Origin of the sequence: Paraburkholderia sp. BL6669N2, from assembly GCF_003387275.1 — a bacterium.
Lineage (GTDB): Bacteria > Pseudomonadota > Gammaproteobacteria > Burkholderiales > Burkholderiaceae > Paraburkholderia.
Window position 1 is genome coordinate 697586 of record NZ_QUNA01000002.1, and the last position, 12252, is coordinate 709837.

At 61.5% G+C, this 12252-nt stretch carries 13 protein-coding genes; 8 read left to right on the plus strand and 5 right to left on the minus strand.

What is annotated here, in order from left to right; genetic code table 11:
• The first annotated feature begins 14 nt into the window (after positions 1-14).
• From mmsB to B0G80_RS25770, 5 genes are all read left to right on the plus strand, one after another.
• Positions 15-929, plus strand: a complete 915-nt coding sequence (gene mmsB, locus B0G80_RS25750) for a 3-hydroxyisobutyrate dehydrogenase (protein ID WP_116120682.1) — start codon at positions 15-17, stop codon at positions 927-929.
• Positions 926-1744: an enoyl-CoA hydratase gene (locus B0G80_RS25755; protein ID WP_116120684.1), complete on the plus strand. Its 819-nt coding sequence runs from the start codon at positions 926-928 to the stop codon at positions 1742-1744. The genes mmsB and B0G80_RS25755 overlap by 4 nt, the downstream gene beginning before the upstream one ends.
• Positions 1741-2889, plus strand: a complete 1149-nt coding sequence (locus B0G80_RS25760) for an enoyl-CoA hydratase/isomerase family protein (protein WP_116120686.1) — start codon at positions 1741-1743, stop codon at positions 2887-2889. Before B0G80_RS25755 ends, B0G80_RS25760 begins: the two co-directional genes overlap by 4 nt.
• Positions 2890-3255: 366 nt before the next feature.
• Positions 3256-3498 carry a CsbD family protein gene (locus B0G80_RS25765; RefSeq protein ID WP_116120687.1) on the plus strand — a complete coding sequence of 81 codons (243 nt, stop codon included), beginning with the start codon at positions 3256-3258 and terminating at the stop codon, positions 3496-3498.
• Positions 3499-3691: 193 nt separating this feature from the next.
• Complete coding sequence (locus B0G80_RS25770; protein WP_116120689.1) at positions 3692-4777, plus strand: AI-2E family transporter; 1086 nt, start codon at positions 3692-3694, stop codon at positions 4775-4777.
• A gap of 51 nt (positions 4778-4828) precedes the next feature.
• Here B0G80_RS25770 and B0G80_RS25775 read toward each other — a convergent pair whose 3' ends face one another.
• The 3 genes from B0G80_RS25775 to B0G80_RS25785 all read right to left on the minus strand — a co-directional run bounded on the left by B0G80_RS25775 (position 4829) and on the right by B0G80_RS25785 (position 7971).
• Positions 4829-6085, minus strand: a complete 1257-nt coding sequence (locus tag B0G80_RS25775; protein WP_116123712.1) for an MFS transporter — start codon at positions 6083-6085, stop codon at positions 4829-4831.
• A gap of 110 nt (positions 6086-6195) precedes the next feature.
• Positions 6196-7047, minus strand: coding sequence for a siderophore-interacting protein (locus B0G80_RS25780; RefSeq protein WP_116120691.1), 852 nt, complete (start codon positions 7045-7047; stop codon positions 6196-6198).
• 96 nt (positions 7048-7143) lie between these two features.
• The gene (locus B0G80_RS25785; protein ID WP_116120692.1) at positions 7144-7971 is read right to left on the minus strand and encodes a PadR family transcriptional regulator; all 828 of its coding nucleotides are present in this window, start codon (positions 7969-7971) and stop codon (positions 7144-7146) included.
• Positions 7972-8537: 566 nt separating this feature from the next.
• Between B0G80_RS25785 and B0G80_RS25790 the strand changes: the two genes are divergently transcribed.
• Both B0G80_RS25790 and B0G80_RS25795 read left to right on the plus strand, forming a co-directional pair.
• Positions 8538-9200, plus strand: a complete 663-nt coding sequence (locus B0G80_RS25790) for a hypothetical protein (RefSeq protein ID WP_147309911.1) — start codon at positions 8538-8540, stop codon at positions 9198-9200.
• Positions 9201-9507: 307 nt separating this feature from the next.
• Complete coding sequence (locus B0G80_RS25795; RefSeq protein ID WP_147309912.1) at positions 9508-9825, plus strand: hypothetical protein; 318 nt, start codon at positions 9508-9510, stop codon at positions 9823-9825.
• Between the two features lie 198 nt (positions 9826-10023).
• Here B0G80_RS25795 and B0G80_RS25800 read toward each other — a convergent pair whose 3' ends face one another.
• Positions 10024-10266: a hypothetical protein gene (locus B0G80_RS25800; protein ID WP_116120697.1), complete on the minus strand. Its 243-nt coding sequence runs from the start codon at positions 10264-10266 to the stop codon at positions 10024-10026.
• Between the two features lie 815 nt (positions 10267-11081).
• Between B0G80_RS25800 and B0G80_RS47855 the strand changes: the two genes are divergently transcribed.
• A complete protein-coding gene (locus B0G80_RS47855) occupies positions 11082-11297 on the plus strand; it encodes a BPSL0761 family protein (RefSeq protein WP_116120701.1) in 216 nt (71 codons plus the stop codon).
• 261 nt (positions 11298-11558) lie between these two features.
• On the opposite strand, the gene B0G80_RS25815 is transcribed toward B0G80_RS47855, so the two are convergent.
• Complete coding sequence (locus B0G80_RS25815; RefSeq protein ID WP_147309913.1) at positions 11559-12251, minus strand: hypothetical protein; 693 nt, start codon at positions 12249-12251, stop codon at positions 11559-11561.
• Between the last annotated feature and the right edge of the window lies 1 nt (position 12252).

A 12252-nucleotide genomic window follows, 5' to 3' on the forward strand; every position in this document is an offset into this window, starting at 1 on the left:
CCACGGGAGACATCATGAAAATAGGCTTTATCGGACTCGGCAACATGGGTGCGCCGATGGCGCACAACCTGCTCAAGGCGGGCCACGCGGTCAACGTATTCGACCTCAACGCGCAAGCCGTGCAGGCGCTCGTCGACGCGGGCGCGAAAGCGGCCGGTTCGCCGAAAGCCGCGGTAAGGGACGTGGAATGCGTGATCACCATGCTACCCGCCGCCGCGCATGTGCGCAGCGTGCTGAGCGCGGACGACGGCATCTTCGCCGGTATCGCGAAGGGCGTGACGATCATCGATTCGAGCACGATCGATCCCGCGAGCGTCAAGGCGTTCGCCGAACTCGCGCAGCAGAACGGCAACACCTTCGTCGATGCGCCGGTTTCAGGCGGCACCGGCGGCGCGGCGGCGGGCACGCTGACCTTCATGGTCGGCGGCAGCGCGAGCGCGTATGAGCAGGTCAAGCCGGTGCTTTCGGCGATGGGCAAGAACATCGTGCATTGCGGCGACACCGGCACGGGCCAGGTCGCGAAGATCTGCAACAACCTCGTGCTCGGCATCACGATGGCGGGCGTCGCCGAAGCCATGTCGCTCGGCGAAGCGCTCGGTATCGACGCGAAAGTGCTGGGCGGCATCATCAATACGTCGACGGGACGGTGCTGGAGTTCGGACACCTACAACCCGATGCCCGGCGTGATCGAGACGGCGCCGTCCACGCGCGGTTACACGGGCGGCTTCGGCACGGATCTCATGCTCAAAGACCTCGGCCTCGCCACCGACGCCGCGAAAACCGCGCGTCAACCGGTCTATCTCGGCGCGCTGGCGCAGCAGCTTTACCAGACGATGAGCACGAAAGGCGCGGGACGTCTCGACTTTTCCGCGGTCATCAAGCTGTATCGTCAGGACGGCCAGGGCGGCAAGGACGGAGGCGCGGCATGATCGAACTCGACTACGCGCATGACGGCGCCGTTGCGCAACTCACGCTCAAGCGGCCGCCGGCCAACGCGTTTACGCCCGAAGGCTTGCTGCAATTGCAGCAGACCATCGAGCGCCTGAACGGCGAGGCGCGCGTGCGCGCCATCGTGATCACCGGCGACGGCGCGAAGTTCTTCAGCGCGGGCGCCGACCTGAACACCTTCGCCGATGGCAACCGCGAAGTCGCGCGCACGGCGGCGGCGCGCTTCGGCGCGGCATTCGAAACCTTGCAGAACGCGCGGCCCGTGGTGATCGCGGCGATCAACGGTTATGCAATGGGCGGCGGGCTCGAATGCGCGCTGGCCTGTGATATCCGCATTGCGGAACAGCATGCGTTGCTGGCGTTGCCCGAGACCGCGGTCGGTTTGCTGCCCTGCGGTTGTGGCACGCAGACGCTGCCGTGGCTGGTCGGCGAAGGCTGGGCCAAGCGGATGATTCTGACCGGCGAGCGCGTCGATGCGGCGACGGCGTTGCGCATCGGTCTGGTCGAAGAAGTGGTGGAGAAGGGCGCGGCGCGCGAGGCGGCGCTGGCCATGGCGGCGCGTGTCGCCAACTTGAGCCCGCAGGCGGTCGGCTTCAGCAAGACGCTGATTCATCAGGGCCGCAACGGCGTGCCGCGCGCGGCCGCGCTGGCGCTGGAGCGCGAGCGTTTCGTCGATCTGTTCGATGGCGCCGATCAGCGCGAAGGCGTCAATGCATTCCTCGAAAAGCGCACGCCGCGCTGGCAGGTAACGCAGGCTGCGCAGGCCGACGCTTCGAAACCGGAGACGCGTCAATGAGCGCCTTGCAAAGCGTCGCGCACGATACGAGCTTCGAAGCGGAGCGCGAGATTCTGTTTCGCGTGGTGAACCGCGTGGCGATCATCACGCTCAACCGGCCGGCCGCGCTCAATGCGCTCTCGCACGCGATGGTGCGCGAACTCGCCGTCCTGGTCGAACATTGCCGCACCGATGAGGGCATCGTCGCGCTCGTGCTGAAAGGCGCCGGCGCCAAGGGCTTCTGCGCCGGCGGCGATGTCCGCGAAGTGCAGCGGCTCGCGAAGAACGGTGACAGCCGCTGGCTCGCATTTTTCGTCGACGAATACCGGCTCGACTATGCGCTGCACACGTTTCCAAAGCCGCTGGTCGCGTTGCTCGACGGCATTGCGATGGGCGGCGGCATGGGGCTCGGCCAGGGGGCGCGGTTGCGCATCGTGACCGAGCGCAGCAAGATCGCGATGCCGGAGACGCGCATCGGCTTTCTGCCGGACGTCGGCGCGACGCGTTTTCTGAGCGTGATGCCGGCGGAACTCGAGTTGTATGTCGGGCTGACCGGCGCGACCTTGTCCGGCGCTGACGCGTTGCGCCTGCAACTGGCGGACCTGTGCGTGCCGGCTGAATGGCTCGCCAGTTTCGAGGAGCGCCTGCAACGCATGCCGCTCGAAGGCGATCTGATGGCCGCCTTGCGCGGCGTCTTCGAGCCGCCGTGCAATATCATTCCGCACGCGCCGCTGGCGGCGTTTACACAACTGATCTTGCGGCATTTCGATCGGCGTTCGAGCATCGACCGGATGGTCGCGACGGTGCGGCACGATTTGCTGCGTGAGCCGCCGCGCGAGGTGAAGCAGTGGTTGCAGTCCACCTACGACGCGCTGACCGGTCATTCCCCCACCATGCTCTACGTCACGCGTGAGGCGCTTTTGCGCGGCCGGCAGATGACCTTGGCGGAGTGCTTCCGTATGGAACTGGGCATTGTCAAACGCGTGATCGAGGAGGGTGACTTCTGCGAAGGCGTGCGAGCCCAGTTGATCGACAAGGATCGCAAAACCCGCTGGGCGCCCGCCACGCTGGCCGAGGTGCGGCCGGAGCGCGTCAGGCATTTTCTTGCTTCGCCGTGGAAGAGCGACGCGCATCCGCTGGCCGCTTTGGGCGCGGAGCAGGGCTGAAGTGGCATTGCGCTAAAACGGGACGAGCGCTGCGTCCGCTCCCCGTACGCAAGCCGCAACCGGGCGCCATGCCGCCCGCCGACGACAACGTCCTGCGCTCGCAGACGGAACGGCATGCATTGCCGTAGATCATTTCTATCCCATACCCGGCGGCGCGCCGCGCCGTAAAAACCTTGCAGCCTCGAAGCCTCGAGTCGGCCTGTTTGCTGTATTCGCGCGGCTTTTATAGCGAGCGAACGGCGGCCGGGAACGAACCATGCTGGTGAACGGGATCGCGTGAAGCGGTAACAGCATTGACGGAGAGCAGGATCGAGCGCCGGCTCCCGTCGGCAATGGCTCGTTGACCCGTTCAAAAGGAGAATATCGATGAATTCAAATCAGTTCGAAGGTACGGTGAAGGATGCTGCGGGCAAGGTGCAGGACGCTGTCGGCGGCCTGACCGGAGATGCGGAACTGCAGGCCGAAGGCAAGGTCCGGCAGTTCGCCGGCAAGGCACAGGCGAAATACGGCGAGAGTGTCGACCAGGTCGCCGAAACGACGCGCAACAATCCCATCGGTGCGCTGCTGATCGCGGTCGGCGTCGGCTTCCTGCTCGGTAAGCTGATCTGATTATGTCGCGCGTCGGCGCCCGGTGCGTTTGTTGAGCGCCCCGGGCGTCGGCGCGATATTTCTGCCTGCGTTTTACGCTGCTTTCATTGCACGGGCGCCATGGCTGACCAAGGCGCCCTGTGTCCGCGATGCCTGTCCGATGTTCCCGGCGCGTTCGAGGCGCCGGATCACATCGTCTATTCGAGGAAGGTTCATGCTGGGATTCGATGTTCGCACGGCTAGACAGGTCTGGACCGCGCTGCTAATCGCGTTGCTGTTTTTCTGCATTTATATGGCGTCGTCCACCGTGCTGGTGGTGGTGTTCGCGGTCTTCTTCAGCTATCTGATCTATCCGATGGTGGATCTCGTCGAGCGCATCCGGCCGCGTCGTATGCCGCGGGTGGCGTCGATCGCGCTGGTGTTCGTGGTGGTGGTCGCGTTGATCGCGGTGGTCGGATCGATCTTCGGCGTGCAGTTGCAGGACGAAGCGACGCATCTGCTCGCGCAACTGCCTCAGCTGATGAAGTCCGATGTGCCCAACCGCATTCCGTTGCCGCATTTTCTGGAACCGCTGCGCGAGCGGATCGTCGATTTCGTGCGCGGCCAGATCGAGACGGGTTCCGACAAAGCCGTGCCGATGGCGCGCAGCGTCGGCCTCGGCGTGATGCACGCGGCCAGCAATCTGATCTATCTCGTGCTGATACCGATTCTGAGCTTCCTGTTGATCAAGGAAGGTCCGCAGATGCGCGAGGACTTTCTCAATCTGCTGAACGACCGGCATCGCACGCTGTGGGCCGAGATCGTGAGGGATCTGAACGTGCTGTTATCGAAGTACGTGCGCGCGTTGCTGTTTCTGTCGCTGGCGACGCTGATCTGCTATGGCGTGGCGTTCTCGCTGCTCGGCGTGCCTTATGCGTTTCTGCTGGCGGTGAGCGCCGGTTTGCTGGAGTTCGTGCCGTTTGCCGGGCCGCTCGCCGCGGTGGCCATCACGTTGATCGTGGCCGTGTTCAGCGGCTATCCGCATCTGCTCTGGCTGGTGATTTTTATCGCGCTGTACCGGCTGTTTCAGGACTACGTGCTCAATCCGTATCTGATGAGCGAAGGCGTGGAGGTCAGTCCGTTTCTCGTCATCGTCGGCTTGCTTGCCGGCGATCAGTTGGGCGGCGTGGCGGGGATTTTCCTGGCCGTGCCGGTGATTGCCATGCTGAAAATCATCATTGGGCGGGCGCGCGTGTTCTATGCAGCTTCACACGATGAAGGCGAAGCCGCGCGCCGCGCATTGACCGGCAAAACCGACTGACGCATGAGTCCGCGCGACGCCGTGCAAGACAGCGCCGCGCGAGACATGCGGTCAACTTTCGCCGATTGCTTCACCGCGCATCACGCCCGGCGCGGGCGCATCGGCTTGCGCGCCACGCACGCGGGAAACCCACAGCACACCGGCCAGCGCGACCGCCACCGAGGCCCAGCCGACAGTGCCGTACCCCACGATCTGCCCGCTCGGCGAGCTGCTGAGCATCAGGCCGCCGATCCACGCGCCGCATCCCGTACCCAATGCCTGAAGCGCGCTGTTCGCGCTGAGAAAAGCGCCGCGCCGAGCCGGCTCGGGCACCGTGGTCAACAGCGCTTGCATCGGCACCATGCGGCCGGACATCAGCACCATGAAAACCGGGAAGAACATCACGAGGGCGTAGAACGGCAGATTCGGCAGATGCGTGACGAACAGCACCGGCACAAACGCGAGCACCGCCGCGATCCGGAACACGCGCCGCGTGCCGTACTTGTCAGCGAGCTTGCCCACGCGACGCGAGGTGAAGAACGTCGCCGCGCCGCCTGCCATATAAAGCCATGACAATTGCTCGGGCGCCACGCCGTGGTTGGCGACCAGCACCGGTGAGATGAACGGAATCACCAGCATGTGCGCGACCATCATCATGAAGGTCAGCGCAAACGCATTCAGATGCCTCGGGTTGCTCAGGAGCCGCCACAAATCCGGCAGCACCTCCGCGAGCGGCGGCTGACGGCGGCTCAAGTGCTCCGCCAGTGACGGAACGAGTTGCTGTCCCGCCGTCCACACGAGCAGCGACAGCGCCACCAGCAGAAAGAACGGCGTGGCCCAGCCGAAGTGCGCGCCCAGCAGCACACCGGCCGGCACGCCCGCGATCGCCGCGAGCGAAAACGCGGTCATGATCGTGCCGGTGGCGGCGCCGCGGCGCTGAACCGGAATCACGTCGCCGACGATCGCCATGATCACCGAGCCCAACACGCCGCCCGTGATGCCGGCGAATGCGCGTGCGGCGAGCAGCAGCGGAAAACTGCTCGCCAGCGCGCACGCCAGATTCGATAGCGCGAACAGCGCATACATGGTCAGCAGCAAACGGCGCCGGTCGAAGCGGTCGATATAGGTCGCCGCGAACAGTCCCGACAGTCCCGAGCACCATGAATACGCCGACACGGCCGTCGCGAATGCGGCCGGCGTGATGGCGAATGCGTGCATGATCTGCGGGCCGAGCGGCATCATCACCATGAAGTCCATGATGATGGTGAACTGCGTCAGCGCGAGCAGCCACAGCAGGCGGCGCTCGTGCTTTGCGCTTATTGAGTACATCGATCGATTCCTTGTTGTTGTTTTTTGAAAAGCAAAGTGCTCGCGCGATTCGCGCCGCCGCGTGATCGCACGCGCCTCGAGGCGCATGCGATCACGCGAACGGCCGACGCTCAATCGTCGAGCGTTTCGTGCACCGCTTCGGCGCCCTGTTTCCAGTAGCTCGCCGCGCGAATGCGTGATTTGTCGACGCCGCGTTCCGTGCACAGGTGATAGCGCACCGCGCGCATGGTCGCGGATTCGCCGGCTGCCCACACGTAGCCTTCGCCGTCCTCGGGCAGATAGGTGTCGCGCACCGCCTGCAGCAGGGCCTCGCCGCGCATGCCCGCTTCGCTGCGGTAGCGCCAGATGAGATGCAACTCGGCTTGCGTCGTGAATTCGATCCGCGCCGACGGATCGGCCACTTCGATCACCGCCGCGACGCGCGTGCCGGGCCGCAGCTCTTCGAGGCGCCGGGCGATGGCGGGCAACGCGGTATCGTCGCCGATCAGCAGATGCCAGTCGAAACCCTTAGGTATCACGAGCGAACCGCGCGGACCGCCGATACCCAGATACTGGCCCACCTTGGCTTGCGCCGCCCACGTCGCCGCAGGGCCCGCCTCGTGCATCGCGAACTCGATATCGAGTTCGCGCGCCTCGCGATCGAAGCGGCGCGGCGTGAAATCGCGCGCGACCGGACGCGGCTGGCCGGCGGGAAACACCGGACCGTCGGGGCCCGCTTCCGGCAGCACCGGTTTGTCCGCGCCGGGTTCGGGGAAGAACACCTTGATGTGGTCATCGAACGACGCGGAGACGAAGTCGTGCAGATCGTTGCCCGTGAATGTGACGCGGATCAGATGCGGGGTCAGCGCGCGCACCTGCTTGACTTGCAGCAGACGGAATTTCAGCGGATGGCGCACGCGATGCACGGCGAGGTCGGCTCGGCTGTCGGTCTGGTTCGCGGCTTGATGGTTTTTAGTCAGCATAAGAGTGCTTCTCCTGTTCGTTCGATGGGCGAGCGTTCACGCGCGCAAGCGGAGTTGCTGGCGTGCATGAGCGCGGCCGGCAACGGGCGGTAGGGGTCAGGCGGCCGGCTCGGCGTTGTCGCCGTTTTCGCTGCGGTCCGGTTTGATTTCGCTTTCGATTTCTTTGACCGCGCGAAGCAGAATTTCAGCGATGCGGCGCTGTTCCGCCGCCGGCGCGTTGTCACGGCGAAGCAACGCATGCTTTAGCGCGCGGCGCGCTTCGTTCAGCTCGGGCAGCCAGCCGCCTTCGCTGATGTCGGCCGGCTCTTCGCCGGCAAACGCGCGGCGCACCGAATCCATCTTGCGGGCAATGTGGTTCAGCTTGGCCAGCATCAGTTCGACGCGGTCGCGGTTGGCGGCCAGATATTCGCGACCGGTTTCCGACAGCTCGTAGCGTTTGCGGTTGCCTTCGAGCTGCACGGTCACGTAGCCAAGTTCTTCCAGATACGTGAGCGCCGGGTAGACCATGCCGGGGCTCGGGCTGTAAAAACCGTTCGAACGCGTTTCGAGCGCCTTGATCAGCTCGTAGCCGTGGCTCGGCTGCGAGCCGATCATCGACAGAAGCAGCAGTTGCAGGTCGTCGGAACTGAATTTGCGGCCGCGCGGAAAGCCGTCGCCGTCGCCCCCGAAGCCGCCCGGGCCGCCGCCGAAGCGCCCGCCACGGCCGCCGCCGCGATGCTCGTGATGTCGGCCGATGGCGTGCCACAGGGTGTGCAGCGATAAGCGGTCGAAGCCGTCACCGCGTGCTTCGCCGCTGCGTTCGCCGCGGTAGTCGTGGCGGTGCCCGAAGACCTGCCAGACCGCATGGAGCGCGCCGCGTTCGTGGCCGGTGGGGGAACGGTCGTCGGCCATGGGCGGACGGGAAAAACGGTGATGATGACGCATGGTGGTGCTCCCGTTTGTGTCTTAAGATGTGTCGTAAGATATATATCTTAAGATAGTTTGTCAAACTTCTTTTTGCGGCTATCGGGAGACAACAAAGTCTGCGGGAAGCGGGAAAGGGCCGTTCAGAGACAACAAAGTGTGCGGGAACGCCAATTTTCGTTGTGCGATGCACAATTTTTTGGGGTTGATCAGCCTTCGGTGCGGCCTGCGGCGATGCACGCAGCCAATAGACAAAGCGTGTTGTGACCGCAAAGTGAGAACTTGCTCTCGCATCGCGGCTTTTTGCCGATCGGGAGACAACTCAGTCGGAAGTATCCGAACGGGGATTGCGGCGCTTTGCAATGGATCGCGCACTGAAGCGCGCGAGTTAGGCGGAGATTTCAGGGCGATATGAAAGCTTCTACGAGAAGGATGGTTTTCAAACCTTTCATCAAGGCTCTTTGGAGCTATACGAATTAGCAGTCAGTCGTCGAAGCGGCGTGTCCTCGAGACGGACCCCTCGGCAGCGATTTGCAATGGAGGCGCGGAGCACGTGCCAGAGTCAATCAAACACGATAGGTAACACAATGAATGGCATCGAAGTATTCGACATGAATCCCACTTTCATCGCGATTGGACGGTTGGAGCCTCTCCAATCTTTCGAGTCCAGGCCTAACCAGGCTATCGGTCTGCCCGGCAATATGCCAGTGATGATGTGCCCGGTTGCAGCTTCCGATGCGGATTGCTTCGCAACGAAAGAGGGGCGCGTAAACTTTGGATTCGGAGCTATCCAGCTGCGACAAGGCTTGGTGCAGAGCATCCGTGTACAAGTGAACGATGTGCAGGTCTATTGGCTCACTGATATGACGGACCCAGAAGTGTGGGCTGCGTTGGATAAGTGGCGAAAGGCGAAGCAAGCTCTTGTTCAGTTCAATGTTCGAGGCGAGCCGGGCGAGTTGGGGCACTCGGTTTTTCTCAAGCCGGGAGTGCCGCAAGGCGCTTACCGTAACGAACAATTCCGAAATGCGCCAGCTCCCTCAGTAAGGAATATGTGGGCCGGTATGTCAGCGTTGGCTCAGAGCGGCATTCTTGAGCAACAAGCAGAATCCGATATTGAAGGAATCACCTTGCGGCGGGTCTTCGTGAATATATTAGTTACGAAGCGCTTCGAGCCTTGCGTCGACTTTAGACAGATGGTCGAGAAGCCGGCGCATGTCCAGCCTCTTTTCCGACATGGAATCGTCTACTGAGGACATTTCGTAACTTTCTCAATGCGCGACCGGTGGTCGCGCATTTTCTTATTGCGATTCGTTTCCGCGGCGAGCTTAGCTTTTTGACGTCTACGTTCAGTTTTCAATCTAGCGGTGCGGATATTCCATGTCTATTGTAGCGACGGCGGTTCGCTCCCGATGGGCAGCCACCCTATGCTTGCTCACTTCTCGACGCGGGGAAGGCGCTCAGGGTGAGTCAGCTAGCAGCGCTCTTCTGGGCGACCCAGGCGCGCTATATCGAGAGTTGTGGCAACCGCCGTTGCTTTTTAGCCCAGTTGGAGTTCCAATGAACACAGCCGTCCCTCTTTTAACAACATCTTCGATGAGCCAAACAAGTCGCACCACGTTTGCGCGGGATACCGCAAACTTTCTTCGAGCGGCTATAGTTGCAGAGCGCCTCAATGCCTTCATTGCAGAGCGCGAGAGACGGTTCAGCCGCCGAGGTGGTGCCGACGATGTCAAAGCGTTTGTCGACACGCTCGCGCGGAACGAAGGACCAGAGAGTGCATGCGAGTTACTAGACCTGGTTGCCAAATACGCGGACTACGACATCGTCAATTTTGAAATCTACAAAGAACTGTCCGCGCCATTGAACTCCATGTAGGCACGTATTAGGCCGAAGGCCGGTTGGCCAACACATCGCAACGCGAAATCCGGGCCGCTTCGCAAGCGCCGAGGCTTTATCCCTTGTTCTCCACGCCGTTGATCCGACCGTAGACGCAGCCGACAATGGCTTTTGTTCCTCAAGTGGTTGTGTCGCAACTCCACTTCGGCATATTGATGTCAGGCTGTCCATTTCGCATCAGTAACCACCTCTGTCAAATGCTTTCGTGTTCTCCGAAGAGATACTGAAAGTCTTTCGGAGAGCATTCGCAATGGTGGAAGCATTGGGGTGCTCGATACCAAAGACGACGCCGCAACAATCGCTGTGGCCGCTCATTCGATGTGAGTCGCGCGTGCGGGTCTGCGCCAGCGAGAACAAAGCTGAGCGGAATCCCTGTTTGCAGGTGAAGCACTCGTACTCATCTTTGTCGAACTGGTCCATGGTTCCTCCGAGAGAGCCGTTCGTGCAATGAGACTAGCAGGAACAACTGCGTTGGCAAGAACTCGTCGCTGGGCTAGATCTGATGCGGAATTCGGGGCCTTGAAAAATTTCCGGGCATTGCCTAAGTTAGAAAACTGAAGCCGGTGCAATGCCGGTGTGTAGCACCAGAAACAAGCCTTTACACGCCGCGTTGACCGCCCCGCTAGGTCGGGCCCCTATTTTATGAGAGGGTACGTTAGGGGCGGGCGATGAATCAGAACTGGCGGAAGCGGAAGTTGGCGATAAGGGTTATCACCCGGAGTGGGCCCTTCGTGCCGCAGCTGTTCAAGTGGCCGAAGCGCCATACAGAAGCCATCTCCAACATTCCTGAACGTCGTCAGAACGTCGACCAGATACGCCGGCGATTGAGCTTGCTCCAATCCGCCGGAACCACAATGACCAACTGGTGATGCGTCCGTGCGAGCGAACTGCGCGCGTTGGTCCTCACGCATCCTCTCCTTTGTAATTCTTTCACGTGCAGGAGACCGCGATGCCTATCTGGAAACCACGTCCCGCATCCGAGTTGCCGAGGATACCGCTGTCTCGCTGGCGGATTTTTGAGACCGGGGAGGGTAGCCGGCACTTTGTCGGTGTCGATATGTTTGACTCGTCGGGGCGCGTCAGTTCTCCGATAGTTGCGTTCGACCCAGTCGCTCGGGAGGGCACGACCCATACCGGTCGGATTTACGAGTTGATAGGCCCTAATGGCTCGTCGCTTTCCGTCGACTATGTATGGTCGCGGTGGTGTGAGATGTACGAGGTCTCGTCATACACCGATGTCACCGAACGCTTTCTGGACGGAGGTGGTGAAGACGACGCCACGTGAGCGCGCGAAATCGATACGGGACACGCGAGAGCTTTTGCAGATACCCGTGCGGGCCGACATCAGGACAGTGCGCGGGCTGATTCAGGCGGTAGAACAGGGACTGCTCAGACACCATCCGCTAGATCCGGACCTTGACGTGTCTGCCGCAGCACTCCCAGAAGTCTGAGCGGCGACCGATAACTGGGTAGCCGCTCAGTCAAGTCGCAGGAGAGCCTCGCGTACACCCCTAGTGCGGTGACAACGGCGCGACTCAGCGTAACGGAGAAGAAGATGACTAGACTGCAGGCCGGCATAGTACGGCGACCAGCCACGCACTTTGACGTCAAAGAAGATGCTTTGATCACGTAACTTGCGTGGTATTGCCCGGACATTTGGGCGGACTCGCTCTTCGCGCAACGGTCGCATTGCTCTCAGTCCCACTGATCGTCTATGACGAGCTGGAACGTCGGTTGTAGTCAGTTCGCCACGATTCGAGCCGTGCGTTAATCTCGTCGGCGGACTTCGCCGACTGATAGTCGGCATCGTTCAAAAGCTCCGCCAGCGAATGTATGCAGTTGGATATTGCAGGCATCGCCGTGATGGGCTTTTCCAAGAAGACTGACGCGGGCTTATGAAACCGGCAGCCGGCAAGTGTGCAGGCGGCAACCAGTCGCTGATCGTCCGTGACCAAGAAGTCTGGAGGGGCTGCTCCAAATGCTAGTCTGAGAATCTGCTCCGCCTGCCAGCCTTTTTCGCCGGGTGCATAAAGCGCGATGGAAATGCACTTCGATCGCGGCACTTCGATTATCACTAGCGTTTCGAAATCGGCATTGCCAAAGTATTTCCCTTTCCACTGCGTCACGAACCATGCACGTGTCGCGTCGCTTAGCGAGACTGAATCCCAGCGACCCTCTTCGACGTTTGCCATTACGTACTCCCAGCAAGAAATCCTGGCGTTATCAACAATCGCGACGCCGTACAAGTAGGGAAAACGACGTTTCACATTAAATGCCAAGATCCGCAACAAATTCATATAATTTGGACTACGAAAGAACTTGCGTACGATGCAACGTTGAGCAACACCTGTCAATTCTTTGCTGTAGGCGTCTCGTCGGATCAAAGCTGAACTTTGCTCAGTCATC